The following is a 24,376-nucleotide window of genomic DNA, read 5'->3' on the forward strand; positions in this document are numbered from 1 at the left end:
GCTATGATTCGCCAGTTTTTTAAGAAAAAAGCTCATTTACTGTTCATTTTGCTATCTGCCAATACCATAAATGCCCAATGGATAAAGCAAGAGTCAGGAACAGATGCCTCATTTCGCTCGATTCATGCCATCAGCAAAAAAGTCGTGTGGGCAGGAGGGAGCAAAGGCACTGTTTTGCGAACAACCAATGCGGGGGCTACGTGGCAGGTAATAAAGGTTAGTGGTGCAGAGAAATTGGACTTTAGGGATATTTATGGCGTAAACGAAAAAGTGGCTTATATCATGAGTGCGGGTTTGGCCGAAGAAGGAGCAGCGAAGGTTTTCAAAACAAGCGATGGGGGCAATACTTGGAAAGTTGTTTTGGAATATAAAGATAAAGGTGTGTTTTTTGATTCGATGGATTTTTGGAATGAAAAAGAAGGGATTTTGATTGGCGACCCAATTGATGATAAACCTTTTATTTTACGTACACTCGATGCTGGAAATACTTGGCTGCGTATTAATAAAGAAAAATTGCCTCCCGTACTCGAAGGCGAAGCATCTTTTGCATCAAGCGGAACTTGCGTAGCGATTCAACCCAACGGCAGGGCATGGCTCAATACTCAAAGTAGAATTTTCTTCACATCTGATAAAGGCGAAACTTGGCAGGTTTATCAGACTCCATTCAAAAAAGGACAAACCGCCGGGATTTTTGGTTTGCATTTTTGGAATGAAAATCAAGGAATTGCCGTAGGTGGCGATTATAAAAATGATAAAGAAAAGATTGATAATGTAGCCATCACGCACGATGCTGGAAAAACTTGGGAGTTTTTGCCAACTGCAAAACCCGATGGCTTGAAAGAGTCGGGTTGGAGGTTGCCCAACAAAAGTTTGTTATTGGTCGGAACTTCGGGTACGAGCCTACTCGGTGAAGACGGTGGGACGCCACCCGAACCCGAATGGAAAGCCATTGATACAGAATCTTTTCATGCAATTTCGTGCTTCAAAGACGCCTGTTGGGCAATTGGCGGCAAAGGAAATTTAGCAAAATGGAAATAGTTCTGAGTTGAGAGTTCTGAGTGCAGAAGCGTATAATTTTTTAAATACCTAATGGTAACTCAGAACTCAACACCCTAAACACAGAACTCTACTTGCTTCTTTCGTCGATTTTGAGTTGGATATAGTACGAAACTAATAAACCTGCTCCACCAAAGAACATAATCAAAGCAGGGTAGAGGGCTTCGTTATCTTCTTTTACGCTGGCAATCATATTTGCTACAAAAATACCCAGTCCAACGCCAACAAAAAGACATCCCCAGCGGAGTGCTGATGCTGGATTTACTTTTGCACTTTGTTTCTGAGGTAAAGCAATACCTTTTTCAATCATTGCCATTCTTTCGTCGTTATCGAATTTTCTTAAAATAATCATTAATCCGACAAAGCCTAAAATGGCTGTAATAGGAATCGACATTGCTACAATAGCTGCTCTTGGGTCCATAATCTTGTATATGTTTTATGTATTGAAATTTTATTTTGCTAATAGGATGCAGGTTTCTTATTGCAGGTTACAGCCTATAATAATTAAGAATTAAGAATTGAGAGTTAAGAATTGTTTAAAGTGTTGATTATAAGTAAATTAGTGTTAAAATATTTACCCCAAATTTCTTGAGATATTTTTGTGAAAGTCATAAAACTAATTATTTAATCTTTTAAGTGTAACCTTTTCAAAACAATCTGCATCAAATCGGTTGTGAATGATAATCAGAAAGATATAAACCTACTCAATCGTATTCGGACTGGCGATAAATCGGCTTACAAGGAGTTGATTAATCGGCATAAAGACTATGCCTTTACGGTTGCGTACCGAATTCTGAATAATAGAGAAGATGCCGAAGAAGTAGCTCAAGATGCTTTTATGCAGGTTTTTGGGGCTTTGTCTTCTTTTAATTCTGAATCAAAATTCACTACTTGGTTTTATCGAATCGTTTTCAATGCGGCTTTGATGCAAAAACGCAAGAATAAAGTAGAGGCGGTTGATATTGAAAGTTCATCAGAGGCATTTATGGTAAGTCATTCGAGCGATTCGGCCGAAGATTTAAGAAAAAATGAAAGAAAAATAGCTATACAGAAAGCCTTGCAGAACCTTTCGGCCGATGATACTACCATGATAACTTTATTTTATTTGAAAGAATTATCGCTCGAAGAAATTGCCGAAGTAACGCATGTAAGTGCCGAAACAGCCAAAGTAAAAATCCACCGAGCCAGAAAACGTTTAGCCGAAGAGATGAAAAAACTCTTGAAAGACGAAGTGAAGAGTTTGTTATGAACGAAAGTAATTACGAAATTTGTTATGCACGAAAATGATTATGAAAATGCTAACTGACGAACAAATATTTGATATTTTGGATGGTTGTGCTTCAAAAGAGATTTTGTCACAACACCAAAACTTATTGACTGAATCGGCGGAGTATAAGGCATACTTTGACGAGTTAGAAGCAGTGCATTTCGATTTAGCCGATTTGAACATTGAAAAACCATCGGCTGAATTTACCGAAAATCTTTTGGCAAATATTGCTTACGCTCCAGTCAAAAAGAAATCGTGGAGCAGCCAACTTACTTGGATATTTTTGGCATTGATGTCGGTATTTTTTGTAGTAACTATAGGGCTGGCCGTATTTTATTTCTCAAACTCAACTTCAGCGATTGCGATTCCGAGAGTAAATAACTTAGAAGTTATCAATGATTTTTCGACAGATTTATTGGTAAAAGTGATTCTTTTAATCAATTTGATAGTCATACTGGCCATTTTTGATAAGAAAGTACTTAAACCATACTTTATGAATAGAAAGGTGCGTCTAAGCTAAATTCATCAAAAAGCTAAAGCCATGTTTCTGAAAGCCCAGCGATTCGTAGAATTGGTGGGCTTTTTCACGTTTTAGGTTGCTCGAAAGACTCATTTTATAGCAGCCTTTTTCTTTGGCATAATTCAGAGCATATTCCATCATTAATTTTCCGATGCCTTTTCCTTGCACAGCAGGCAAAACCCCAACATCCTCAACCACCGCCGATGGCGTACCCTGATGAGCCATATTTTCCATGATAAGTATGGCAAACGTTCCAATAAGTTGCTGCTCATATTCTGCTACAAATACTTTATAATCAGGATATTGCTGCTGTTTTAAGAATATTCTTTGGGCTTTTTCAACCGATAAAACTTTTCCATTGTCGAGCGATTCGGCATAAATGTGCAGAATATCTTTCACGTCATTGAGCGTTGCTTGGCGAATTATTACTTCCATCAGAATATTTTCAAACTTTTTAACCAAACACTAAGTTATACATTCTCAGTTAAAAAAATAAAGTTGTGAGTAAAAGAAAAAGTGAAAATGGGGCTATACTCAATCAAAAGTATGCCACCGAAGACTATTATTATGAGAACGGATTCTTGATTTTTACGAGTGCATATCACCTAAAGCGTGGTTATTGCTGTAAAAACGGATGTCGTCATTGTCCGTATGGATATAAAAAAATATAAACTATACTTTTTCCTTTCCAAAAAAATATGTAATTTTGCACTCCGTTTTAGGAAAGTATTCATTTTTTCATAGAAAATATTCAATAAGGCAATGGCAAAAGTTTGTCAAATCACTGGTAAGAAAACGCAAGTCGGTAATAACGTATCGCACGCTAACAATAAAACTAAGCGTAAGTTTTTCCCAAATTTAAAAACTAAAAGATTCTTTTTAGAATCAGAAGGTATCTGGGTTTCATTGAAAGTTTCGACTTCAGCACTTCGCACTATCAACAAAAAAGGCTTAGAAGCTACTTTAGTTGATGCAGCTCGCAAAGGTACTTTAGCGTTATAATTCGCTGAAATTTACTGAAAGGTTTAACAAAAAGCATGACTCTTAAGGTCATGCTTTTTTGTGTTGGTTTCAGCTCTTTTCTGAAAAGTTTCGTATATTTAAGAGTAAATCACAAAGACAAATCTTCAATCGTCATTCCTAAATAAAAAATATGGTTCATATCAACGAAGCAACTGCTTATATTCAATCAATTATCGGCGACTTTAAGCCACAATTTGGTATTATACTCGGTACAGGACTCGGTAAACTTACTACCGAAATCGAAGTTGTTCATACAATCAATTACGAAGATATTCCTCATTTTCCCATCGCAACCGTCGAATTTCATACAGGAAAATTACTTTTTGGTAAACTCGAAGGTAAAAATGTAGTTTGTATGCAGGGGCGTTTTCATTATTACGAAGGTTATACCATGAAACAAGTGACGTTTCCGGTGAGAGTGATGAAAATGCTCGGAATCGAACGATTATTTGTGTCAAACGCCTCGGGTGGAATGAATCCGATGTATCATGAAAGTGATTTAATGATTATCGAAGACCACATTGCTTTGTTTCTGCCTGAAAATCCGTTAGTTGGGGCTAATATCATGGGCGATAGATTTCCCGATATGAGCGAGCCGTATGATTTGGAAATGATTGAAAAGGCAAAACTCATTGCTACTCAAAATGATATTGAGGGTGTACACAGCGGTACGTACGTGAGCGTAACAGGCCCACAGCTCGAAACTAAAGCCGAGTATAGATTACTCAGAAATCTCGGAGCAGATGCCGTAGGAATGAGTACAGTGCCAGAGGTAATAGTGGCACGTCAGATGGGCTTACCAGTTTTCGGAATTTCGGTCATTACCGATATGTGCATTCCAGAAACACTCAAAAAAGCCGAAATCGAAAATATTTTGGCGGCAGCTTTCAAAGCCGAACCAAACATGACACTGATTATCAAGAAGTTGATTGGAAGTTTGTAAGGGTAGTGTCGGTAGTTCATTAAACAAAAAAGGTTTTAAATGAAGTTATTGAGAGTATTAACGTAAAACCCTGCCGATGTTCTTTTACATCACAAAACCCAATGAATTCATAAAAAAAGCCCTTTGAAGTTTATCACTCAAAGGGCTTTTTACTTATACTCAGTTACTCATTTTTAAAAACTGAAATTGACACGAGCGAACACAAATCGACCATTGAAGCCCATTTGTTGCACACGACGTGAATAGACAAAACGCCCCAAAGACATATTGCCTGAGTGTTTATGTACGTCTTGATAAACATCAAAAATATTATTTGCACCAATCGCAATGTTTGCTGCTTTATGAATTTGGTAATTTAGCGTTAAATCGGTGGTAGTTTTTGGTGTAAAAGTTTGGTCTAAAGTTTCACGCGTGTTGTTGTTGAAAGCATTAGCCACAAAATTAGCTTCTGTAATGATTGTTGGGTCTAAATAAACTACTTCACCAAAATGCACCATACGAACCATTGCACCAAATTTACTTAATTTATAGTTGATTGTTCCCGTAATTTTATTGCGAGGGCTGGCTACCTCGATGCGGCTTTGGTCTTCACGGTTAAAATAATTAGCTAACTGACCACTTTTGATGAGGGTTTCAGAAGCCTTAATTGCTGGCTTACCATCGCTACCTTTGATTACCTCATTATCAATAAATGCTCCAGCTAAGGTAAGTTTAATACCATGCTTACCAATTTTAGTACTGTATGCCGCTACGGCCTCTAATCCTCTCGAACGAGTATCAATAGCGTTAGTAAAGAAGTTAGCAGTATTGGCACCCACAGCTGTCAATTGTGCTGCAAGATTTGCATCGCCATTGGCCGTAAAGTTATTAGTTAAGATAATGCGGTCTTTGATTGCAATTTGGTAAGCATCAACCGTTAATTCTAATTTACCTAATTGAGCCGTAGCACCCAAACTATAATTGGTAGAGGTTTCTGGTTTAAGCGTAGGAATGCCCAAAATTGCAGCTGCTCTGCTATTATTTGGTAGAGTCGCACTTTCAACTGGTGTCTGTACGCCATTAATCGTAACAAACAAAGTATTTGTTTTTGAATAATAGCTTTGCTGTAACGAAGGAGCTCTAAAACCTGTACTAATAGCTCCACGAATGGCAATTTTATCGGTTAATTTATAGCGTGTAGCAAATTTAAAGTTCAATGGCGTTTGAGTGAAGTTTGAGTATTTTTCTAATCTCAATGCACCCGAAACCACCCATGCTTTTGTAACATCAAGTTCCACGTCTGAATAGAATGCGTAGCTATTTCGGCTGAACGTACCAGCGTCTTTCGGGAAGAAACCAGCAAAAACTTGCGAACCTAACGCTACACCAACGGCTTTTTCGTTGTAGTTTTTCCAAGAAGCCTCTTCGCCAGCACGAGTGCCGAATTGGTCAACCTTAAATTCTGCTCCAAATGCCAAGTTAAGGCCACTCAAAACTGTTTCATATTTGCGGCTTAAATCAAAATTCGTAGTGTTTTGTGAAAATGAATTTCCGCCAGCATCAAATGTACGTTGGAAGTTCGTAGTCCCGATTGCTTGTGTGTAGTTTACTGAATTATCAACACCGTAATCGAAGGTATTCTTACCATAAACATTGCTCAAATCAAAGTTCCAGTTTTTTATGATTTTACCACGAATACCCGCTGCAAATGAAATATCGGTTACATCAGAATTTATTTCAGGTAAAAATCCATTTGGATACACACTAAAAACGTTGGTTCTAACGATGCTATTGGCTAAGCCTGTTGCACTAACTGCCGCTGCATTTAAGAGTGGAACCGAATTTGGGTATCTGTAAAAACCCGCTGCATTTCCTTTTTTATTATTCCAACCGCCAAACGCATAAGCCTCAATGTTTTCGTTGATTGGCAATGCGGCGTTAACTACAATTCCACCACCTTTTACTTCAGAGTTACCAATTCTCATATCAAAATCATTACGAGTAAGGCCTTTCGATGCAATTATTTGGTCATCAGTTTGTCCAGCTACGGTCGGGAAAACTTGTCCTGTGTATGTACCTGTGCGGTTGGTTGCTCCACGCGATACAAACTCACCTGTGATGTTCACAAAACCATTTTTTCCTAATTTGATACCGTAATTTAAACCAATTTGAGCAGTGAGTCCATCTTGAATATTTACACTTTTTGATTGTCCGTTTGAGAAATTGATAGCGTAATTTTTATCATAAGATGTGATGTTTTCTCCAGTCGAAACATTTCCACTCAAGCCTATTTGCTTTTTAAGTACGATATTTATCACCCCAGCAATCGCATCCGAACCATATTGTGCCGCAGCACCATCACGCAAAATCTCAATTTTTTCAACCGAAGTCGCTGGAATGGCATTCATATCGGTTCCGACAGTCCCACGGTTTACCGTACCATTTACGTTTACCAAAGCAGATTGGTGTCTTCTTTTTCCGTTTACTAAAACCAAAACTTGGTCAGGGCCTAAACCACGTAATTGAGCAGGGTCAACGTGGTCAGTACCATCAGAAATCGCTTGACGAGAAGATTGAAATGAGGGTGCAACAAATGTTAGAATTTGGTTAATATCAACTTGACCGACGTTGTTTGTTACTTGCGATAACGGAATCACATCAACAGGCACAGGAGTGTCAATTTTCGTACGGCCGCTGCTGCGAGTACCTGTAACTACTACTTCGCTTAATGTTGAAAAAGCTTCTTCAAGTGTGATGTTGATAGTCGATTGATTATCAGCTACTTTTACTTCTTTTGTGGCGAAGCCTATAAAACTAAATACTAAAACATCACCAGCATCAGCGTTGAGTTTAAAAGTGCCATCCATTTCTGTGCTTGTACCTTTTTTGGTGCCTTTGATACTCACACTAACCCCTGGAAGGGCTTCACCTTTCGAATCGCTTACCTTTCCAGTTACGGGACTTTCGATGACGTTTGGGCTGATAATGCTTGCCTCAGCCAATCGATTTAAGATAATTTTATTTCCACTAACTTTAAAACTGATGTTGAGTGGTTTTAAAAGGGTTTCAAGAACCGCCGAAAGTTTTTGTTGCTTTACGTTTAGAGATACAAAACGACTACTTTTGATGAGTTTTGAACTAAAAATAAATTTTACATTGGCTGTTTCTTCGATTTTACTCAAAGCATTTTCAAGATTCTGTTCTTTCAATTGTAGCGAAACCTCACGGTCGAGTACTTCTTGGGCATTACTCGTGTGTGCATAACTGAGTCCAGTGAAAAGCAGAGCCAAACAAAATTGTAGGAGGCTCAATTTCATAATTTTAGTGATTAATGAATTGGAGTTTGTAAAAAATCTCATAATTTTAAACGTTTTTGACAATTTGTGAATAAATGAAACAAAAACACTCCCGAGTTTTTCGAGGTTGGGCAAGGGCTTGCACAATAATTTCGATTCGGGAAAATTCAATCGGTGATGTTGGTAGCATCACCGATTTTTTGGTTTTTAGATGAAATCAGGTAAAGTGTAAAAATTGGGTTTTTAGTTTTAAAATTGATTAGTTTTAAAGTTTTTAGTGACCATTTATTGAAAATAGTCACTTTTGTTATGTCGATTTAGTTTTTACATCCTTTACTATTGATAATTATTTGCCCATCAATTAGCTGGTATTGTGCTTCAATGGCATTGCAAACGAGTTCTAATTTTCCATAAAGTGGTTCGTCGGATAAGGAGGCCGTAACTGGACATTCTTTTAGTAATTCTTCATCGAAAACTATCGAAATTCCATAGGCTTTCTGAATCGTATTAAAAATAACTGCTGCCGACTCATCTCTAAATTCAAAATTAAATTGGGGCATTTCAGAAAGCATTTCTGGTTGCTCTACCAATGTTTTTGAGAAATTATTTTCTTCTTTATTAAAACTTATCTGCTGATTCGGAACAACCACAACACCCTCTAATACTTTTGATTGAAGTAGTTTTTCGTTATTTTTAATTTCATCTAATCTATAAACTGATACTTTTCCTGTGCGTACAATCACCTGAATGTCTTTCTGCCCTTTAAATGATTTGATGGTAAAACTTGTACCTAAAACCTTAGTAATGACTTCATTAGCATACACAAAAAAAGGTTTTTCGGGGTTTTTAGCTACTTCAAAAAACGCTTCTCCGTCTAAAAACACTTCACGGCGGTCCCCATCAAATGTTGTTGGATAACTCAATCGACTACCTTTTTGCAGCAAAATTGATGAACCATCCGATAAAGTAATCAATAAAGGTTTATCTGATTTATTTTCTTTTTCAATCAACTCAACCGGGGTATTGGCAACTAATTCTTGATAAATACCCGATTTTGTATCAGTTTTTTGATAATACCACCAGCTTAACCCAAGCAAAATAACAACTGCGGCTGCCCATCTGATAAAAGATAAGTTTCGGTAAAAAACTCGTAATGTCGTTGGTTTATCATTGGGTACATGGCTTAGTTCTTCACTAAGAGCTGCGTATTTATTTTCTATTTGTTCGGATTTCCATTTGAGTGATAAGCGGTCAAGTTCGCTAAAAGCTTCTTTAATCATTGCTAATCTTGCTTCGTTATCATCGGCCCAATCTTCCCATTCTAAAATATCGGCTTCATCTTTTCTGAAATAAAAATTCAAAAAAGATTCATCAACCAACAATTCATCAAGGGTTGGGTTTGCATCAAATCGTGTCAGCTTCTTTTTCATGCTGTATTTTCTTGTAATATTCTGTTCTATCTATACAGAGGAATAGTAGAAGAAAATCTTCCTGATTTTTTAAGAAAATTTTTGAAAATTTTTTCTTTGGAGGTTTTTGGCCTTCTTAAAGCAGATTTCTCAGCTTTTTGATGCCTTCGTGCAATGTTTTGTAGATGCTGTCGGTTTGAAGTCCAGTTTTTTCAGAGATTTCTTTAAAACTCATTTCTTCAAAATATTTCAGAATAATGATTTCTTTTTGGCGAGGGCTTAGTTTATCGAGAGCAGTACGAAGTTTAACTTTAAGCGATTCGTCAGCTTCTTGTTTGATTAAAATTTCTTCGTAAGATTGAGTTGAAAGTATAAATGTTTCGGCATCTTCCCAATTTACCTTTTCTATACTGTCGGCTTTTTGTAGTTCTTTGAAGATACGCTTTTTTAAGGAGCCTTTGAGATAGGCTTCAAAAGATTGAATTTCTGAAAGATTGTGTCGATATTTCCATAAATCACTGAAAATCAACTGAATTGACTCTTCGGTGAGGTCGCTATCCAAACACCATTTGAGGCCAGCACGATAGAGCTTATTGTAGTAGCTATTGAACAAATATCCAAGGGCTTTTTCATCGTCTTTGCGAAGTGCGTCTAAAAGTAACCCATCAAGATAATGTTCATTGGTGTTCATAGGAAAAAATAAAATCCCCTTTTTGTGAAAAATACTACAAAAAGGGGACTAATTGAATGTATTTTAAGCAAATACCAATTTCTTCATGTACTCAGCGTCAGTTTCTACTGCTTTTAGCGGAGTTGTGTTATCGAAGCGTTCTTGCTCTACAATATAATATTGCATACCGTTGGCTTTAGCTACACTTAATATTTTAGGGAAATCAATGCGGCCTGTACCCACAATCGTTGAGCCACCAATTGGCCAGAATGGGTCAGTTTGTTTTTCTTTTGCCTCAATTTCCTTCATTTTATCTTCTTTGTAGTAATCTTTCACATGGCAGAGTCGGAAACGGTCTTTGTATTTCGTAAACCAAGCTTCTGGGTCTTCGCCAGCTTTCACAACCCAATATAAATCTAATTCAAAATCAACCAATTTAGGGTCAGTGCCTTCTAATAAGATTTGCTCAGGGCAAGTGCCATCGGCAAATTTCTTAAATTCAAAGTGGTGATTATGATAGCCTACTTTTAAACCTGCTTTTGCTGCCATTTCTCCTTGACGATTGAGGCCTTCGGCAGCTTTTTTCCATTCGTCGGCAGTTTTTAAACTTCCCAAAAACGGATTAATCAAATACTTCATACCAATGCTTGCTGCATCATCTACCAATTTACCGAATTCTTTTTCGGTTTCTTTCTTCATGGTGTAATCAGGATTGCAATGCGTACTGATGAGGTTCATGCCAAGTTCGTCCATATAAGACTTGAAATCTTCGGCTGTCATACCCCAAAATACGCCTTTATCTCCTTGAAAACTCTCGATTTGCTTATAACCATAGCTTGCCAGAGATTTCAAAACACCTTTTGGGTCTTTTGCTAAATCTTCTTTTACAGTCCATAACTGTAAGCCAAATTCTTTTACTGATGGTTCTGATATTATAGATGAGGTTGCGGTCGAATCTGAACTTTTTTCTTCGGTTTTAGAAGAAGGAGTGCAAGACCATAATTCGCTGGCTATCAAAGGGGTAGCGGCGATAAGTCCTGTCTGACGTAGGAAGTTTCTACGATTGACTTTCATGGTATTTTGAGAGGTTAAGGGTTATAAGTTTGTATCTACTTTAAAAACACGAGGGTAAATATAATATTTAATCAGTGATATGATTTTATCAAGGCTCATTTTTTTCTTATTTTGTAGTAAGATTTAAACGAGGAGCATGATTAACAAGATTTTTATCTCTGATACACTAATTATTAGAGAATAGATTTGTTTGTTTAATCTCAAAAAAACAATTTATGTACGCAAAAGTAATTTTACAAGCAGGGAAAGAAATAGCAGTAAAACGTCTGCACCCTTGGATTTTTTCGGGAGCAATTGCCAAAATAGAAGGTAATCCTACCGATGGGGATGTGGTTGAAGTTTTTGATAAAAAGAATACATATTTAGCCACTGGACATTACTACAAAGGTAGTATTGCGGTTAAGATTTTTTCGTATAAGGCTGTTGATGTCGATGAAGCATTTTGGTTAAATAAACTTTCGGTAGCTTATCAGGTACGTCAAACAATCGTATTTCAAGGTGGGAGTGGAGTCGTAAATTGTTACCGATTGGTGCATGGTGAAGGCGATGGCTTCCCGGGGTTAATTCTTGATTTTTATAAAGGAGTCGTTGTTTTTCAAGCACACACGATTGGAATGTGGCGAGAAAAAGAAAAGATTGTGGCAGGATTAAAACAAATTTATGGCGAAAGTCTTTTAGCAGTTTATGATAAAAGTAAGGAAACTTTACCTGATGTCTTTGCAAAAACTGTTGAAAATTCTTATTTATTCATTCATTCACTTACTCAATCATTCGCTCATTCGTTAATTCCACACGAAGTTGCAGAAAACGATAATAAGTTTCTGATTGATTGGTTAACTGGCCAAAAAACGGGCTTTTTCCTTGACCAGCGAGATAATCGAGCATTATTGGCTCAGTATGCAAAAGGTAAGAAGGTATTAAATTCTTTCTGTTATTCAGGCGGATTTTCGATTTATGCTTTGAAAGCAGGAGCGGAGTTGGTGCATTCGGTTGATGTATCGAAAAAAGCCGTTGATTTGGTGAACCAGAATGTGGCACTGAATTTCGGAGAAACCGATAAGCACGAAGCCTACGCCGAAGATGTAATGAACTATTTGAAGAGAAATGACCAGTTTTATGATGTCATTATTCTCGACCCGCCAGCTTATGCCAAAAACATTGCTAAACGTCATAATGCCGTACAAGGATACAAACGATTGAATGTAGAAGGCATAAAAAGATTGGCCAAAGGAGGTATTTTATTTACGTTTTCATGCTCACAAGTAGTTGACCGTGAGTTATTCTATAACACAATTATGTCGGCGGCTCTTGAAGTTGGTCGCCAAGTAAGAGTTTTGCATCACCTCACGCAAGGAGCCGACCACCCCGTAAATTTATTCCATCCCGAAGGTAGTTATTTGAAAGGCTTGGTGCTTTATGTAGAATAAAGTGGGGCGAACCGAACGTCGGGAGGTTTCTCTTCGCAAAAGAACAGGAAAATTTTATTATTTACCGTTGGTTAAAACACAACGGCAATGAAATGAAAAATGAGCGAATTTATTCAAATTCGCTCATTTCTATGGACTATTGACCATCGACCGTGGTCTATTTACTTCCTGAACATCTTCAATAATTTCGCAACCGCCGTGCTGATTTCTTTATCAGTATCCATCAAGTCATTGACAGTCTGAATTGCGTGAATAACCGTACTGTGGTCACGACCGCCGAAATGATAACCAATTGATTTCAACGAAAGATTAGTTAATTCCTTAGCTAAGTACATAGCTACTTGACGAGGCAACACAATTTCACGTAAACGGCTCTTCCCTTTCAAATCGGCCGTACGTACTTTATAATATTCGGTAATTGCTTCAATAATTGTATCGACCGTCACTTCTCTTTCCGAATCTTTCACTAAATGACGAAGCGTCGTTTTTGCTAATTCTAAGTCAATTTCACGTCGAGTTAGTGATGCTTGGGCCAATAACGAAATCATTACACCCTCCAATTCACGAACGTTTGTGTCGATACTGTGAGCCAAATATTCAATTACTTCGTAAGCAATCTGAATACCTTCGGCTTGAACTTTTTTCTGAATGATTGCAATACGTGTCTCTAAATCAGGTGTTTGTAAATCGGCAGTTAAGCCCCACTTAAAACGTGATAAAAGACGGTCTTCAACACCTTCCAATTCTCTTGGTGGGCGGTCCGATGTCATTACTATCTGGCGACCTGATTGGTGAAGGTGATTGAATATATGAAAGAAAGTTTCTTGGGTTTTTTCTTTTCCTGATAAAAACTGTACGTCATCAATAATCAGAATATCAATTTGCATGTAAAAATTCATGAAATCTTGCAGACTATTATTCTTGATGGCATTGATAAATTGACTCGTAAATTTTTCGGACGAAACATAAAGCACAAATTTTCCGCCCGCTTTATTTTTCATAAAATTTCCGATGGCCTGCACTAAGTGAGTCTTTCCAAGACCAACTCCTCCATAAATCATTAATGGATTAAATGACGTAACTCCTGGTTTTGATGCAACCGCAAAACCCGCCGCTCTCGCCAAACGATTACAATCACCTTCCACAAAATTATCAAAAGTATAATTTGGGTTAAGGTAAGAATCAAGGCTTAGCGAATCCAAATCCTTCATCTGAAAAGGATTTTTTACTACATCAGCATTATGATTATCAGGCTTGGCGTATTGCGGACTATGCACTGGTGGCATATTCACGGCAATTTGTGGCTCGTTTTTCTGACGATTTCCACTATCCACTACAATCGAATATTCAAGCATTCCATCACGACCGATGGCATAATCTAAAGATTTTCGTAGTAAATGTACATAGTTCTCCTCAAGCCACTCGTAGAAGAATTGGCTTGGCACTTGGATAGTCAGTTTTTTCCCTTCTAATTTAGCGGGTACTATCGGCTCAAACCAAGTTTTATAACTTTGTTCGGAGATACTTTCCCGTATCATTTTAAGGCAATTCTGCCACACTATGTCCACCTCACGTTGCAATGTTATATTGGAGTTTTGGGGAGTTTCTAAAACGGTCATTTTTTAGTCTGAATCAAAAGGGTTGCAAAGATAACAAAAAAATCGACCTAACCGAGTGGTGAATTTTGAGATTTTTAATCTATTTTCAAAGTATTTCACAAACTAAATTTTTCCAAATAATATTTGTCTAATAAAAGTACAAACATTATTTTTACATTCAACAGAGTACAACAAATATCATCTTAGAAAAATACAATTTCATTTATGAACACTTCACTCTTCTCTGAGTTTCCTAAAATCACCAAAAATGATTGGATTGCTCAAGTAACAAAAGATTTAAAAGGAAAAAACTTTGAAGAAACGCTCGTTTGGCAAACACTCGAAAATTTTGAAGTACAACCTTACTATTCCGAAGAAGACCTTCAAAATTTACCGATTGCCAATATTCAGGCGGCTCAGAAAAATAAAAATTCAGGAAGTTGGCAAAATCGTGCGTACATAAAGTATAACACCGAAAAAGAAGTTAATGTTTTAATTATCAATTATTTACAAAGAGGTGTATCGGCAGTTGTGATTGACTTTGGAAAGACTGATGTTGAGAAAGTAGATTGGGCAAAATTGCTAAATAACGTTAAACTGAGTGATAATCCTGTATTTTTCAAGACTCCCTACCGTGAGCAAGCCTTAGAGCAACTTACAAAAATTGTCCATTATTTACCTAAAGGAGGTTTTCAAGTAGATGTATTGGCGGAGTTGTTTTTGAATGATGAGCCAACATTAAGTAATTATACTTGGGAAAATACAAAACAAATACTCAGTAAAACGCTTCAGTTTCCTCAGTTTTCTGCCTTTACGGTAGAGTCTCACGTATTTCATAATTCGGGAGCAAATACCGTACAAGAATTAGCCTTCATCCTCGCTTCAGCGGTTGAGTATGTTGATAAATTAACCGATTTAGGCTTAACTCCCGAGCAAGTTATTTCAAAGTTTGAGTTCTCGATTTCGATTGGTACAAATTATTTTATGGAAGTGGCTAAACTAAGAGCTTTGCGGTATCTATGGAGCAAAGTATTAGAAGCTTACAACTGTGCTTCACTTATCAAGGATTGCCAAATTCATTGCCAAACGTCGAGTTTTTATAATTCAACGCTCAGTCCCTATACTAACATGCTACGAGCAACAACCGAAGCCATGTCGGCAGTTATGGGTGGTTGTGACTCATTGACTATCAGTGCTTATGATGCCGTTTTAAACAATGAGCTTAGCTCTGATTTCGGCGAACGCATCGCTCAAAATATGGCTATTTTGATGAAAGAAGAAGCTCATCTTGATAAGACGATTGACCCTTCGGCAGGTTCATATTATATCGAAAACCTAACTTATCAACTGGCAACCGAAGCTTGGAACTTATTTCAGAAAGTTGAAAGTTTGGGTGGTATCACGGCAGCGTTTGAGCAAGGTTTTGTGCAAGAAGAAGTTAATAAATCGTATGAGGCGAATGTAAATCGATTGAAAGGAGGTAAAGTTATGGTTGGCGTAAATAAATTTAGAATTGAGCCAGAAAATACTTTGCCTAAAACAGAAAAAGTAAATACCAATAAATTACAAAACAGAAGACTTTCGGAAGTTTTTGAATAGAAATACCGAAAGTCGGCTAAAACTTTGCCGACGTTTGTTGCCATCAATTAAATTTGAATAGTCTTGAAAATCCTTCTTACTCCCGATAAATTCAGAGGTTCGTTAGATGCACAGCAAGTTTGCGAAGCAATGGCCGAAGGTATTCGTATGGTTTCTCCAGCAATCGACGTAGTTAGTTTACCGATGGCAGATGGGGGAGAAGGTACACTCGATTTACTATTATGGTATTCGGGAGGAAAAAAGCAAATCGCCAAAGTTCAAGACCCGTTCGGGCGAATTATTGAAGCCGAATATGGTATTTCGGCCGATGGAAAGACCGCATTTATCGAAATGGCAACGGCTTCTGGCTTACGTTTATTAAAAGCAGATGAACGAAATCCTTTAAAAACTTCTACTTTTGGAACTGGGGAATTAATCAAAACAGTTGTAGCGTTAGGCGTAGAAAACATCATTTTAGGAATTGGTGGAAGTGCCACAACTGATGCAGGAATTGGTATGGCAGCTGCTCTTGGTTGGCAGTTTTTAGATGAAAATGGTCAAGAATTAAATCCAATCGGAGAAAATCTCTTAAAAGTAAAAAAAATACAGCCACCAATAATCATTAACCAGTTTCCGGTTTTAATTACTGTTGCTTGTGATGTAACAAATCCCCTCTTTGGCGAAAATGGAGCTGCATACATTTATGGTCCACAAAAAGGGGCTGATAAAGAGGCCGTTGAGCTTTTAGACAAAGGACTACAAAATATATCTGAGATATTTACTAAAGATTTTGGTAAAGATTACGCTCAAATTGCAGGAACTGGGGCAGCAGGAGGCTTAGGTTTTGGCCTGATGGCTTTTATGAATGCCCAATTAAAAGAAGGCGTGAAATTATTAATGGATTTTTGTGCTTTCGAAGAAAATCTAAAAAATGTAAACCTTATTATTACTGGAGAAGGTAAAATTGATAATCAAACCCTTCAAGGAAAACTCATCAAAGGTATTACTGACCAAGCTACTCATGCCAAAATCCCGATTGCTGCCATCTGTGGCACGCTCGATGTTTCGCCAAAAGAGCTGCAAGAAATAGGTATCAATTATGCTACTTCAATCTTAAATCGCCCCATGAATTTAGATGATGCCTTAAAATATGGTCACGAAGGTGTGCGAAATGCCACATTTTATTTGGTAAATTTGCTGCATAAATCTAATAATTGAATGATAGAGTTTTGAATGATTGAATAAAACGCTTACCTCCATTATTCACTCATTCTATCATTGAAGCATCCATTCATTCGTTAATTTTATGAAAATAACAGGTTTTACAATAATCCGAAATGCCATTAAGTACGATTATCCAGTTGTAGAGGCAATTACTTCGATTTTGCCAGTGTGTGATGAGTTTGTTGTTGCGGTTGGAAATTCAGAAGATGGAACTTTGGATTTAATAAAATCAATCAATTCAGATAAAATTCGCATCATCGAAACCATTTGGGACGATTCTTTGCGTAAAGATGGCAGAGTTTTAGCCATCGAAACCGATAAAGCTTTGGCCGCCGTAAGTGATGATACAACATGGGCATTTTACATTCAAAGTGATGAAGTTGTGCATGAAAAATATCATCAAAACATTAAAGATGCCATGCTGGCTTACAAAGATGACCTTTCGGTGGAAGGCTTACTTTTTAAATATACACATTTCTATGGCTCTTATAAGTATGTAGCCGATTCCAGAAAGTGGTATCGAAATGAAATAAGGGTAATTCGTCATACAAAAAAGGTTGTGTCTTATAGAGATGCTCAAGGGTTCCGAAAAAATGATAATACTAAGCTGAAAATTAAGTCAATCGAAGCGTACATTTATCATTATGGTTGGGTTAAGCCTCCTACTAAAATGACCGAAAAAGTGAGGGGTTTATCATATTTCTGGCATACAGACCAAGAACTTGACCAACAACAACCTGCTAATGTTGAATTCGATTACTCAGGAATTGATTCATTGACACTTTTTGACGGAACTCACCCCAAAGTTATCCAATCACGTATCGAACGTATGAACTGGGCTTTCGATTTTGATATTCATCAAAAGAAATATTCGTTCAAAAATCGTGTACTGATGAAACTCGAACAACTAACAGGCTGGCGAATAGGAGAGTATAAAAATTATATCAAGATTTAGAGATTGGTTATTGGTGTACTGATTATTGAGATGATAAAGGTAAATTAACCAATTTTTAATTTCATTAATAATAAATATTACGCTACACCAATAACAAATACACCAATAATGTATGAAAGATAAACAAAACTGGCTTGTATTTACTCAAATTGGTCTCCAAATGGCCTTAACTATTGGACTTGGTACATGGGCTGGCTATTGGCTTGACGGCAAAATGGCCAACAAAAACCCAATCGCTACACTTATATTATCGCTTCTTTCTATCGGCATTTCATTATATAATGTAATCCGACAAATTCCTAAAAACTAAGCACTCAATAAATGATTCGGACGCTCATACTAACAGTAATATTGATAATTGTATTTTTCTTAGCCAAATATCTTGGACTCGAATATTTGCTACACCCCAAGAAGTGGTTGATACTTGGGTTCTTTGTGGCTTTTTCTTTTTTGTTTCATAGAGTCATAGAGTTAGGTTTAAGAGAAAAACAGAAAAATTTTATACCCTTTTACTTGTCAACGGTTGTTTTGAGGTTAATTCTATGCGTAATTTTTATTGGAGTTGAACTTTACTTAGGGCTTCAACAACAAGAATTGTTCATAATTAACTTTTTTGTACTATATTTATTTTATACAGTGTTTGAGATTTGGAATTTAAGTCGTAACTTGCGGCAAAATTCAGGAAAGTGATGAATTCACTATTAATTGACCGAATAATTATAGAAAATATGTTGCGTAAGATTACAACAAAACTCCTACTCGTTCTTTCATTATCGTTATTTTCGATAAACTTCGCTTCCGCACAAGAAGGCCACGAAGCACACCCCGAAAACCACGAAGCTACTGCTCACGAAGAAGAAAAATTTGACATTGGTCAGATGATTATGCACCACATTGCCGACTCACATGAGTGGGAATTTGCACACGGTCTTACTCTTCCATTACCCGTTATTCTTTACACAAAACAGTATGGTCTTGAAGTATTTTCTTCAAAAAGATTTGCTGAAGGCAATGGCGTTTACAATGGATACATCAACAATCATGAGCATATTCACCGTTTGAATCCTCAAGGCGGATTGGATGAAGAAGTTCACGTTTGGGATTTATCAATCACTAAAAATGTTGCTTCGATGTTGTTAAGTGCAGTGATTTTGATAGTATTGATGTCAACAGTTGCGAAAAGTTTTGCTAAAAACCGTGGTAAAGCTCCAAAAGGAATCCAATCGTTTATTGAGCCTATTATTTTCTTTATCCGTGACGAGGTTGTTATTCCTAACGTTGGTCCGAAATACGAAAAATATTTACCGTATTTACTTACATTATTCTTCTTCATTTTAGTAAATAACCTTTTAGGATTAATACCAGGCGGTGCTAACTTAACGGGTAACATTACTATTACTTTATTCTTAGCTGTTATTACTTTCATCATAACTCATATTAACGCTAACAAACATTATTGGTTACACTTAGTTAAGCCAGAAGGCGTGCCAGTAGCGATGCTTCCATTAATGTGGGTTGTTGAGATTGCAGGTGTATTCATGAAGCCGATGTCATTGACGATTCGTCTTTTTGCAAACATTACAGCTGGTCACATTATCATTTTGAGTTTGCTTGGTTTGATTTTTATATTCAAAAGTTTTGCCGTAGGTGGAGTCGTAACATTGTTTACATTGTTTATGAATGCCATCGAGCTTTTAGTTGCGTTCTTGCAAGCATTTATCTTTACATTGCTTTCATCAATGTATATTGGTTCTGCTATCGAAGAACACCACGAAGCCGACCACGGTCATTGATTTTAGTCCACAGACGATAATCCATAAGTCCACAGTTAAAACTGAACTATTGACCATCGTCTATTGACTGTTGACTATTTTGCATTTTTTGTTTCACTTATATAAATTGTTTTATCATGTCTTTTTTACAAGTTCTTTTACAAGCTGCCGCTGATGGCGGACGTGGATTCGCAGTAATGGGTGCTGCAGTTGGTGCTGGTCTTGCTGCAATCGGTGCAGGTCTTGGTTTAGGTCGTATTGGTGGTAGTGCATTGGAAGGCGTTGCTCGTCAACCAGAAGCTGCTAACAAAATCCAAACTATGATGATTATCATCGCAGCCCTTGTAGAAGCCGTTGCGTTATTTGCAGCAGTAATTTGTTTGTTGATTTCTTTCAAATTAGCGTAAGAATCAACTCGGTGGGTTTCCATCGAAAACAACATTAAGTAATGATAACCTGCTCCGCTCGCATTAGGCGTCGGTGCAGGTTTCATCTTTACCCTTGACAATTTTGCTAAGAATCAAAACAAAGTTTGAGTACAAAAAGTATGTAGCAGGTAGAGCTACAATGCGACATTCTCAAGTTTTACACTAAATTAATAATTTTAAATTTAAATAATTTTACAATAACATGGAATTGCTAACCCCAGCCATTGGTCTGTTATTTTGGATGGCATTAGTTTTCGGAATTTTAGTTTTCTTTCTGAAAAAATTTGCTTGGAAACCAATCCTTTCTTCTTTGAAAGAGCGTGAAGACACAATCGAATCAGCTCTTCGTATGGCAGAAGAAACACGTGCCGAAATGGCAAAATTGAAGTCAGACAATGACAAAATTTTAGCTGAAGCTCGTGCAGAACGTGATAAAATGATTCGTGATGCAAAAAATATCACTGATAAAATGATTGCTGATGCAAAAGAAAAAGCAGTAGTAGAAGGAAACAAAATCATTGCTGATGCTCGTGAGGCTATCCAACAAGAAAAAGCTGCTTTGGTTTCTCAAATGAAGAAAGACATGGCAAGTTTCTCAATTGAGATTGCTGAAAAAGTAATTCGTAGAGAATTAGCTGATAAATCTTCGCAAGAAGCTTTAGTATCAACATTGATTTCAGACGCAAACCTAAACTAATCTGTCGATTAAATAGACTAATTTAGTTGAGTTAATAGCTTTATTTGCAAGCGTTGCATTATCTTCTAAGATATACAATATTTTGCGAAGCAAATGCAAACAATTGCAAAAATTATTACACAAAATTTGTTTTATTGAAACACTCGGTTGTATTTTTGTATAGAAATATGCTGTAAAGCACCCGGGAATTCGCTCAAAATACAATGGCAGATTCAATAGTTGCTTATAGATACGCTAAGTCGTTGTTCGATTTAGCAACAGAAAAAAATGTTGTCAAGGAAGTCAACGACGACATGGCTTTGTTTAAAACAGTTTGTGACGAAAACCGTCAGTTTTTAGTGGTAATGGGCAATCCAATTGTACGTCACCATACAAAACTTGGAATTTTGAAAAAAACTTTCGAAAAAAACGTTCATCCTGTGACTTTCTCAATTTTCAACGTCTTAACTAAGAAAAACAGAGAAAATCTGATTTATTCGATAGCTGAAGAGTTTGATAAATTGTACAACACTCAAAAAGGAATTCAGAAAGTTACTGTAACGACAGTTACACCATTGACTGAAGCTCAAAGAGCAGAATTTACTAAGATTGTTGGAGATTCAACTGGTAAACATGTTGTATTGGAAGAGAAAGTAAATGCAAACCTTATCGGAGGATATATCTTGAGTGTAGGTGATATGCAAATTGATACTTCGGTTAGAAAGAGATTAAACGAGTTAAAGCTTACTTTTGCTTAAAACTCATTGGCGAGTAGGCTCGCATATAAAAATATTAGTTTTCATGGCTATAAAGTTGAGAAATCCCCCGCCCTTTAGGTGGGGTTTTTTCTTTTAGGTGGGTCTGGGTTTGAGTATATAAAATTAATAATGCTTTCTAAATATTTACAGTAAAGAGAACCTTTTCTCTTTATATCACCATTCATAAGTTGTATCATAGTGTTTACAACATTATTTTAAATTGGTATTTTTAATGATGTTGTGATTTGCTTAGATAATACAAAGTGTGCTACTCTTAATGAAATCTTCATGAAATTTAAAGGCCGAAATATCAACGTAGAGCTTTTCTGCTTCGCTATCGTTAAATAAGTGAGGAAAGAAGTAATAAACCTCTCCTAACAGCCTTAAATAATTAAATTATAACTCTATATTCAAGACCCAACAATTTATAATTACGACTTGAACTTTTCATCTGAATAAGTTTTTTTCTTTGTGATGAAAGTTAAACAGATATTTGATTGTTCGAAATAGGCTTTATTGATGCGATAGATTTAACTAAAATTATTTAGCAAATATCCAATCGGTAGGAGAGATGTTGATTGGAAATATATTAAAAAAACAATCTTCTAAAGTATATTGTGATGATTTACTTGTCCCCATTCCCCATAGCGTAACCATTTAAAAGTGGAAAAAAAAGATTAAATTTCCCATCTTTTAAACGGTAAAAAAATGAAGAAGAAAAATTTCACAGAGAGCCAGATTGTTGCAATTTTGAAGAGTCAAAATTCAGAAAAATCGGTAGAGTCACTTTGTAGAGAACATGGTATCGCACCAGCAACATACTACAATTGGAAAAACAAATATGGTGGAATGGAAAGTCAAGAACTTAAACGTATGCGAGATTTAGAGTCCGAAAATGCTCGTTTAAAAAAGTTGTTGGCAGATAAGAGCATTGATTATGACATACTCAAAGAAGGCTACGAAATGCTAAAAAAGATGTAGCCCCACCTGTTCATCAAAAGTTGGTTATTGAAGTTTCAAAGAAATTAGAAAAATCAATAAGACATACATGCAGGGTCTTGGGGCAACGCAGAGAAACGCTTTATTATAGGCATAAACGAGTTAATGAGGATGAACAAATTCTGTCCGAGGTGAAGAGATTAAGCGGACTTTATGTAAATTGGGGATTTGGTTTAATTCATGGAAAGCTTCGATTAGAGGGGCACAAATGGGGAAAAAAGTTGGTCTATCGCAACTATAAGGCTTTGGAACTCAATTTGAGAGTCCCACAAAAACGTAAGAAAATTAAAAGAGATAATCCAAATACGATTGCTGCTAAAGAAGTGAAGGAAGTCGGACCGCCGATGCGGTTGGTCATTAGATTTTCTGAGTGATGATGTCGTGGCAGAGAACAAGACACGCATACTTAACGTCATGGATGAGTATAGCAGAAAATGCTTATTTGTAGATGCTAAACGAACTTATAAGGCAAAGGCTTTAGTCGAATCTTTAAAGTACCTTGTTCAAGCATATGGTTGCCCACGATATATTAGATGCGATAATGGCCCAGAGTTAGTTAGTAAACAAATGGAAAAATTTTGCAAGACAAATCAGATAGAAATTCGCTTTACTCAGCCTGGTAAACCGATGCAAAATGGGCTTGTTGAAAGATTGAATGGTACGATTAGGACTGAATGTTTAAATTTAAAGATATTCAAAACTATACCAGACATTCAGAAGGATTTGGATGAATGGTGGAACTCTTATAACTTTGGCAGACCACATTCGGCTCTCAAAGGTAAAACGCCACAAATGCTATGGGCTAAACAAGATTATCGCCAATCAAGAATGGTTGCGGCGTAAGGAGTGAGGACAGGTTCAAGTTAAAATTTATATTTCCAAATTCCTTTTAGAGAAAAAGGAGGTTTTGTATTTGCAAATTTGTTCATTATCTTTTCCATCAGGCTGTATTTTTAAATTTAAGGTTGTTTAAATAAATGATTTAAACAACCTTAAATTTAGAGCGATTTATTAAAAATTTTAGGAAGTAATATTATTTGCTTTAGATTTAAAGCTACTAATTAATCGTCGAGAAACTTTAAAAGGGTGTATTCCAATTCTTAATTCAGCAAACCTTTTTTTAGTATTTATCCGAAAGAAACTTATATGCTCAATATTAATAATACAACCTCTACTAATGCGTATAAATTTTGAACTATGTAATAATTTTTCTTCAAAAGTTGTGAGTGTTTCATAAACGTAAGATATGGAGTTATCTTTAAAATAAATATCCGTTGTTTTTCCTGTACGAACGATGAATTTTATATTTTCTACTTCAATATTATTAAATTTTATTTTCTTTTTTTCTGAAATTTGAGGATTTATCTCTGACACCTCAGCATCATTTTTTTTATTAATTAATATTTGGTATGCTAATTTAATAGATGGTAAATACTTTTTAGAAACTATATTGTTAAAAAAAAGTTTTTCTAAATTGTACTTAGATGAATCAATTAAAAAGTTTAAATTTATTATTTTAGACTCATTAATTTTTGAAAACTGGGTATGTTGTAGTAAAAAGAAATTTATATCCTCCACAAAAGCATATTTTTCCCAATCGGCTTCATTTTCTTTACATAAATACCAATAATTTTGTTTTTTTTGTAAAAATTGAAAATCGTCAATATTTTCTAAATCCTTATAATTCCTTAACATTTTTAATCTGAAATTTAGTGCTAAAAATA

At 36.2% G+C, this 24,376-nt stretch carries 26 protein-coding genes; 18 read left to right on the plus strand and 8 right to left on the minus strand.

Annotation, left to right across the window (positions count from 1 at the left end):
• Positions 1 to 3 precede the first annotated feature (3 nt).
• Complete coding sequence (locus tag IEX65_RS04770; RefSeq protein WP_188764890.1) at positions 4 to 1,038, plus strand: WD40/YVTN/BNR-like repeat-containing protein; 1,035 nt, start codon at positions 4 to 6, stop codon at positions 1,036 to 1,038.
• Positions 1,039 to 1,126: 88 nt separating this feature from the next.
• Here the strand turns inward: IEX65_RS04770 and IEX65_RS04775 are convergent, their stop codons facing one another.
• The gene (locus IEX65_RS04775) at positions 1,127 to 1,477 is read right to left on the minus strand and encodes a DUF6249 domain-containing protein (protein WP_188764891.1); all 351 of its coding nucleotides are present in this window, start codon (positions 1,475 to 1,477) and stop codon (positions 1,127 to 1,129) included.
• A gap of 252 nt (positions 1,478 to 1,729) precedes the next feature.
• On the opposite strand from IEX65_RS04775, the gene IEX65_RS04780 reads away from it, so the two are divergent.
• Positions 1,730 to 2,305 carry an RNA polymerase sigma factor gene (locus IEX65_RS04780; protein WP_188764892.1) on the plus strand — a complete coding sequence of 192 codons (576 nt, stop codon included), beginning with the start codon at positions 1,730 to 1,732 and terminating at the stop codon, positions 2,303 to 2,305.
• Between the two features lie 40 nt (positions 2,306 to 2,345).
• On the plus strand, positions 2,346 to 2,843 hold the full coding sequence (locus tag IEX65_RS04785; protein ID WP_188764893.1) for a hypothetical protein: 498 nt from the start codon (positions 2,346 to 2,348) through the stop codon (positions 2,841 to 2,843).
• Here the strand turns inward: IEX65_RS04785 and IEX65_RS04790 are convergent.
• Entirely contained in the window at positions 2,835 to 3,278 is a 444-nt protein-coding gene (locus IEX65_RS04790) for a GNAT family N-acetyltransferase (RefSeq protein WP_188764894.1), read from the minus strand. The genes IEX65_RS04785 and IEX65_RS04790 overlap by 9 nt on opposite strands.
• A gap of 65 nt (positions 3,279 to 3,343) precedes the next feature.
• On the opposite strand from IEX65_RS04790, the gene IEX65_RS04795 reads away from it, so the two are divergent.
• From IEX65_RS04795 to IEX65_RS04805, 3 genes are all read left to right on the plus strand, one after another.
• Complete coding sequence (locus IEX65_RS04795) at positions 3,344 to 3,514, plus strand: C1orf53 family protein (RefSeq protein WP_229250523.1); 171 nt, start codon at positions 3,344 to 3,346, stop codon at positions 3,512 to 3,514.
• A gap of 91 nt (positions 3,515 to 3,605) precedes the next feature.
• Complete coding sequence (gene rpmB / locus IEX65_RS04800; protein WP_188764895.1) at positions 3,606 to 3,845, plus strand: 50S ribosomal protein L28; 240 nt, start codon at positions 3,606 to 3,608, stop codon at positions 3,843 to 3,845.
• Positions 3,846 to 3,996: 151 nt separating this feature from the next.
• Positions 3,997 to 4,809: a purine-nucleoside phosphorylase gene (locus tag IEX65_RS04805; RefSeq protein ID WP_188764896.1), complete on the plus strand. Its 813-nt coding sequence runs from the start codon at positions 3,997 to 3,999 to the stop codon at positions 4,807 to 4,809.
• A 173-nt stretch (positions 4,810 to 4,982) separates the two neighbouring features.
• Here IEX65_RS04805 and IEX65_RS04810 read toward each other — a convergent pair whose 3' ends face one another.
• From IEX65_RS04810 to IEX65_RS04825, 4 genes are all read right to left on the minus strand, one after another.
• A complete protein-coding gene (locus IEX65_RS04810; protein WP_229250525.1) occupies positions 4,983 to 8,105 on the minus strand; it encodes a TonB-dependent receptor in 3,123 nt (1,040 codons plus the stop codon).
• Between the two features lie 296 nt (positions 8,106 to 8,401).
• Positions 8,402 to 9,514: a FecR family protein gene (locus tag IEX65_RS04815; RefSeq protein WP_188764898.1), complete on the minus strand. Its 1,113-nt coding sequence runs from the start codon at positions 9,512 to 9,514 to the stop codon at positions 8,402 to 8,404.
• Positions 9,515 to 9,629: 115 nt separating this feature from the next.
• The gene (locus tag IEX65_RS04820) at positions 9,630 to 10,184 is read right to left on the minus strand and encodes an RNA polymerase sigma factor (RefSeq protein ID WP_188764899.1); all 555 of its coding nucleotides are present in this window, start codon (positions 10,182 to 10,184) and stop codon (positions 9,630 to 9,632) included.
• 63 nt (positions 10,185 to 10,247) lie between these two features.
• Positions 10,248 to 11,237 carry a sugar phosphate isomerase/epimerase family protein gene (locus IEX65_RS04825; RefSeq protein ID WP_188764900.1) on the minus strand — a complete coding sequence of 330 codons (990 nt, stop codon included), beginning with the start codon at positions 11,235 to 11,237 and terminating at the stop codon, positions 10,248 to 10,250.
• Positions 11,238 to 11,452: 215 nt separating this feature from the next.
• On the opposite strand from IEX65_RS04825, the gene IEX65_RS04830 reads away from it, so the two are divergent.
• A complete protein-coding gene (locus IEX65_RS04830; RefSeq protein ID WP_188764901.1) occupies positions 11,453 to 12,664 on the plus strand; it encodes a class I SAM-dependent rRNA methyltransferase in 1,212 nt (403 codons plus the stop codon).
• A 161-nt stretch (positions 12,665 to 12,825) separates the two neighbouring features.
• Here IEX65_RS04830 and dnaA read toward each other — a convergent pair whose 3' ends face one another.
• Positions 12,826 to 14,283: a chromosomal replication initiator protein DnaA gene (gene dnaA, locus IEX65_RS04835; protein ID WP_374757850.1), complete on the minus strand. Its 1,458-nt coding sequence runs from the start codon at positions 14,281 to 14,283 to the stop codon at positions 12,826 to 12,828.
• A gap of 204 nt (positions 14,284 to 14,487) precedes the next feature.
• On the opposite strand from dnaA, the gene IEX65_RS04840 reads away from it, so the two are divergent.
• The 11 genes from IEX65_RS04840 (at position 14,488) to IEX65_RS04890 (ending at position 23,495) form a co-directional block, all read left to right on the plus strand.
• A complete protein-coding gene (locus IEX65_RS04840) occupies positions 14,488 to 15,861 on the plus strand; it encodes a methylmalonyl-CoA mutase family protein (RefSeq protein WP_188764902.1) in 1,374 nt (457 codons plus the stop codon).
• Between the two features lie 63 nt (positions 15,862 to 15,924).
• Positions 15,925 to 17,058, plus strand: a complete 1,134-nt coding sequence (locus tag IEX65_RS04845; protein ID WP_188764903.1) for a glycerate kinase — start codon at positions 15,925 to 15,927, stop codon at positions 17,056 to 17,058.
• Positions 17,059 to 17,146: 88 nt separating this feature from the next.
• Positions 17,147 to 18,019 (plus strand): glycosyltransferase family protein, encoded by an 873-nt coding sequence (locus IEX65_RS04850; protein WP_188764904.1) that lies wholly within the window; start codon positions 17,147 to 17,149, stop codon positions 18,017 to 18,019.
• A gap of 112 nt (positions 18,020 to 18,131) precedes the next feature.
• The gene (locus tag IEX65_RS04855) at positions 18,132 to 18,329 is read left to right on the plus strand and encodes an AtpZ/AtpI family protein (RefSeq protein ID WP_188764905.1); all 198 of its coding nucleotides are present in this window, start codon (positions 18,132 to 18,134) and stop codon (positions 18,327 to 18,329) included.
• Between the two features lie 418 nt (positions 18,330 to 18,747).
• On the plus strand, positions 18,748 to 19,812 hold the full coding sequence (gene atpB / locus IEX65_RS04860; RefSeq protein WP_188765384.1) for a F0F1 ATP synthase subunit A: 1,065 nt from the start codon (positions 18,748 to 18,750) through the stop codon (positions 19,810 to 19,812).
• A 116-nt stretch (positions 19,813 to 19,928) separates the two neighbouring features.
• Entirely contained in the window at positions 19,929 to 20,198 is a 270-nt protein-coding gene (gene atpE, locus IEX65_RS04865; protein WP_188764906.1) for a F0F1 ATP synthase subunit C, read from the plus strand.
• Between the two features lie 223 nt (positions 20,199 to 20,421).
• Positions 20,422 to 20,916 carry a F0F1 ATP synthase subunit B gene (locus IEX65_RS04870; RefSeq protein WP_188764907.1) on the plus strand — a complete coding sequence of 165 codons (495 nt, stop codon included), beginning with the start codon at positions 20,422 to 20,424 and terminating at the stop codon, positions 20,914 to 20,916.
• A gap of 203 nt (positions 20,917 to 21,119) precedes the next feature.
• On the plus strand, positions 21,120 to 21,653 hold the full coding sequence (atpH, locus tag IEX65_RS04875) for an ATP synthase F1 subunit delta (RefSeq protein ID WP_188764908.1): 534 nt from the start codon (positions 21,120 to 21,122) through the stop codon (positions 21,651 to 21,653).
• A gap of 708 nt (positions 21,654 to 22,361) precedes the next feature.
• Positions 22,362 to 22,634, plus strand: a complete 273-nt coding sequence (locus IEX65_RS04880) for a transposase (RefSeq protein WP_188764909.1) — start codon at positions 22,362 to 22,364, stop codon at positions 22,632 to 22,634.
• Positions 22,635 to 22,783: 149 nt separating this feature from the next.
• Positions 22,784 to 23,026, plus strand: coding sequence for a hypothetical protein (locus IEX65_RS04885; protein WP_188764910.1), 243 nt, complete (start codon positions 22,784 to 22,786; stop codon positions 23,024 to 23,026).
• Positions 23,027 to 23,033: 7 nt separating this feature from the next.
• The gene (locus IEX65_RS04890) at positions 23,034 to 23,495 is read left to right on the plus strand and encodes an integrase core domain-containing protein (RefSeq protein WP_188764911.1); all 462 of its coding nucleotides are present in this window, start codon (positions 23,034 to 23,036) and stop codon (positions 23,493 to 23,495) included.
• A gap of 177 nt (positions 23,496 to 23,672) precedes the next feature.
• On the opposite strand, the gene IEX65_RS04895 is transcribed toward IEX65_RS04890, so the two are convergent.
• On the minus strand, positions 23,673 to 24,347 hold the full coding sequence (locus IEX65_RS04895) for a LytTR family DNA-binding domain-containing protein (protein ID WP_188764912.1): 675 nt from the start codon (positions 24,345 to 24,347) through the stop codon (positions 23,673 to 23,675).
• Positions 24,348 to 24,376 lie beyond the last annotated feature (29 nt).

The sequence above is a fragment of the Emticicia aquatilis genome, from assembly GCF_014644295.1.
In the GTDB taxonomy this organism is placed as follows: domain Bacteria; phylum Bacteroidota; class Bacteroidia; order Cytophagales; family Spirosomataceae; genus Emticicia; species Emticicia aquatilis.

Excerpts from the sequence above, each read along its gene's own strand:
- IEX65_RS04770 (WP_188764890.1), top strand. The coding sequence starts at position 4 with ATGATTCGCCAGTTTTTTAAGAAAAAAGCTCATTTACTGTTCATTTTG.
- IEX65_RS04775 (WP_188764891.1), bottom strand. The coding sequence starts at position 1,477 with ATGGACCCAAGAGCAGCTATTGTAGCAATGTCGATTCCTATTACAGCC.
- IEX65_RS04785 (WP_188764893.1), top strand. The coding sequence starts at position 2,346 with ATGAAAATGCTAACTGACGAACAAATATTTGATATTTTGGATGGTTGT.
- IEX65_RS04790 (WP_188764894.1), bottom strand. The coding sequence starts at position 3,278 with ATGGAAGTAATAATTCGCCAAGCAACGCTCAATGACGTGAAAGATATT.
- rpmB (WP_188764895.1), top strand. The coding sequence starts at position 3,606 with ATGGCAAAAGTTTGTCAAATCACTGGTAAGAAAACGCAAGTCGGTAAT.
- IEX65_RS04805 (WP_188764896.1), top strand. The coding sequence starts at position 3,997 with ATGGTTCATATCAACGAAGCAACTGCTTATATTCAATCAATTATCGGC.
- IEX65_RS04810 (WP_229250525.1), bottom strand. The coding sequence starts at position 8,105 with ATGAAATTGAGCCTCCTACAATTTTGTTTGGCTCTGCTTTTCACTGGA.
- IEX65_RS04815 (WP_188764898.1), bottom strand. The coding sequence starts at position 9,514 with ATGAAAAAGAAGCTGACACGATTTGATGCAAACCCAACCCTTGATGAA.
- IEX65_RS04820 (WP_188764899.1), bottom strand. The coding sequence starts at position 10,184 with ATGAACACCAATGAACATTATCTTGATGGGTTACTTTTAGACGCACTT.
- IEX65_RS04825 (WP_188764900.1), bottom strand. The coding sequence starts at position 11,237 with ATGAAAGTCAATCGTAGAAACTTCCTACGTCAGACAGGACTTATCGCC.
- IEX65_RS04830 (WP_188764901.1), top strand. The coding sequence starts at position 11,453 with ATGTACGCAAAAGTAATTTTACAAGCAGGGAAAGAAATAGCAGTAAAA.
- dnaA (WP_374757850.1), bottom strand. The coding sequence starts at position 14,283 with ATGACCGTTTTAGAAACTCCCCAAAACTCCAATATAACATTGCAACGT.
- IEX65_RS04840 (WP_188764902.1), top strand. The coding sequence starts at position 14,488 with ATGAACACTTCACTCTTCTCTGAGTTTCCTAAAATCACCAAAAATGAT.
- IEX65_RS04850 (WP_188764904.1), top strand. The coding sequence starts at position 17,147 with ATGAAAATAACAGGTTTTACAATAATCCGAAATGCCATTAAGTACGAT.
- IEX65_RS04855 (WP_188764905.1), top strand. The coding sequence starts at position 18,132 with ATGAAAGATAAACAAAACTGGCTTGTATTTACTCAAATTGGTCTCCAA.
- atpB (WP_188765384.1), top strand. The coding sequence starts at position 18,748 with ATGTTGCGTAAGATTACAACAAAACTCCTACTCGTTCTTTCATTATCG.
- atpE (WP_188764906.1), top strand. The coding sequence starts at position 19,929 with ATGTCTTTTTTACAAGTTCTTTTACAAGCTGCCGCTGATGGCGGACGT.
- IEX65_RS04870 (WP_188764907.1), top strand. The coding sequence starts at position 20,422 with ATGGAATTGCTAACCCCAGCCATTGGTCTGTTATTTTGGATGGCATTA.
- atpH (WP_188764908.1), top strand. The coding sequence starts at position 21,120 with ATGGCAGATTCAATAGTTGCTTATAGATACGCTAAGTCGTTGTTCGAT.
- IEX65_RS04880 (WP_188764909.1), top strand. The coding sequence starts at position 22,362 with ATGAAGAAGAAAAATTTCACAGAGAGCCAGATTGTTGCAATTTTGAAG.
- IEX65_RS04895 (WP_188764912.1), bottom strand. The coding sequence starts at position 24,347 with ATGTTAAGGAATTATAAGGATTTAGAAAATATTGACGATTTTCAATTT.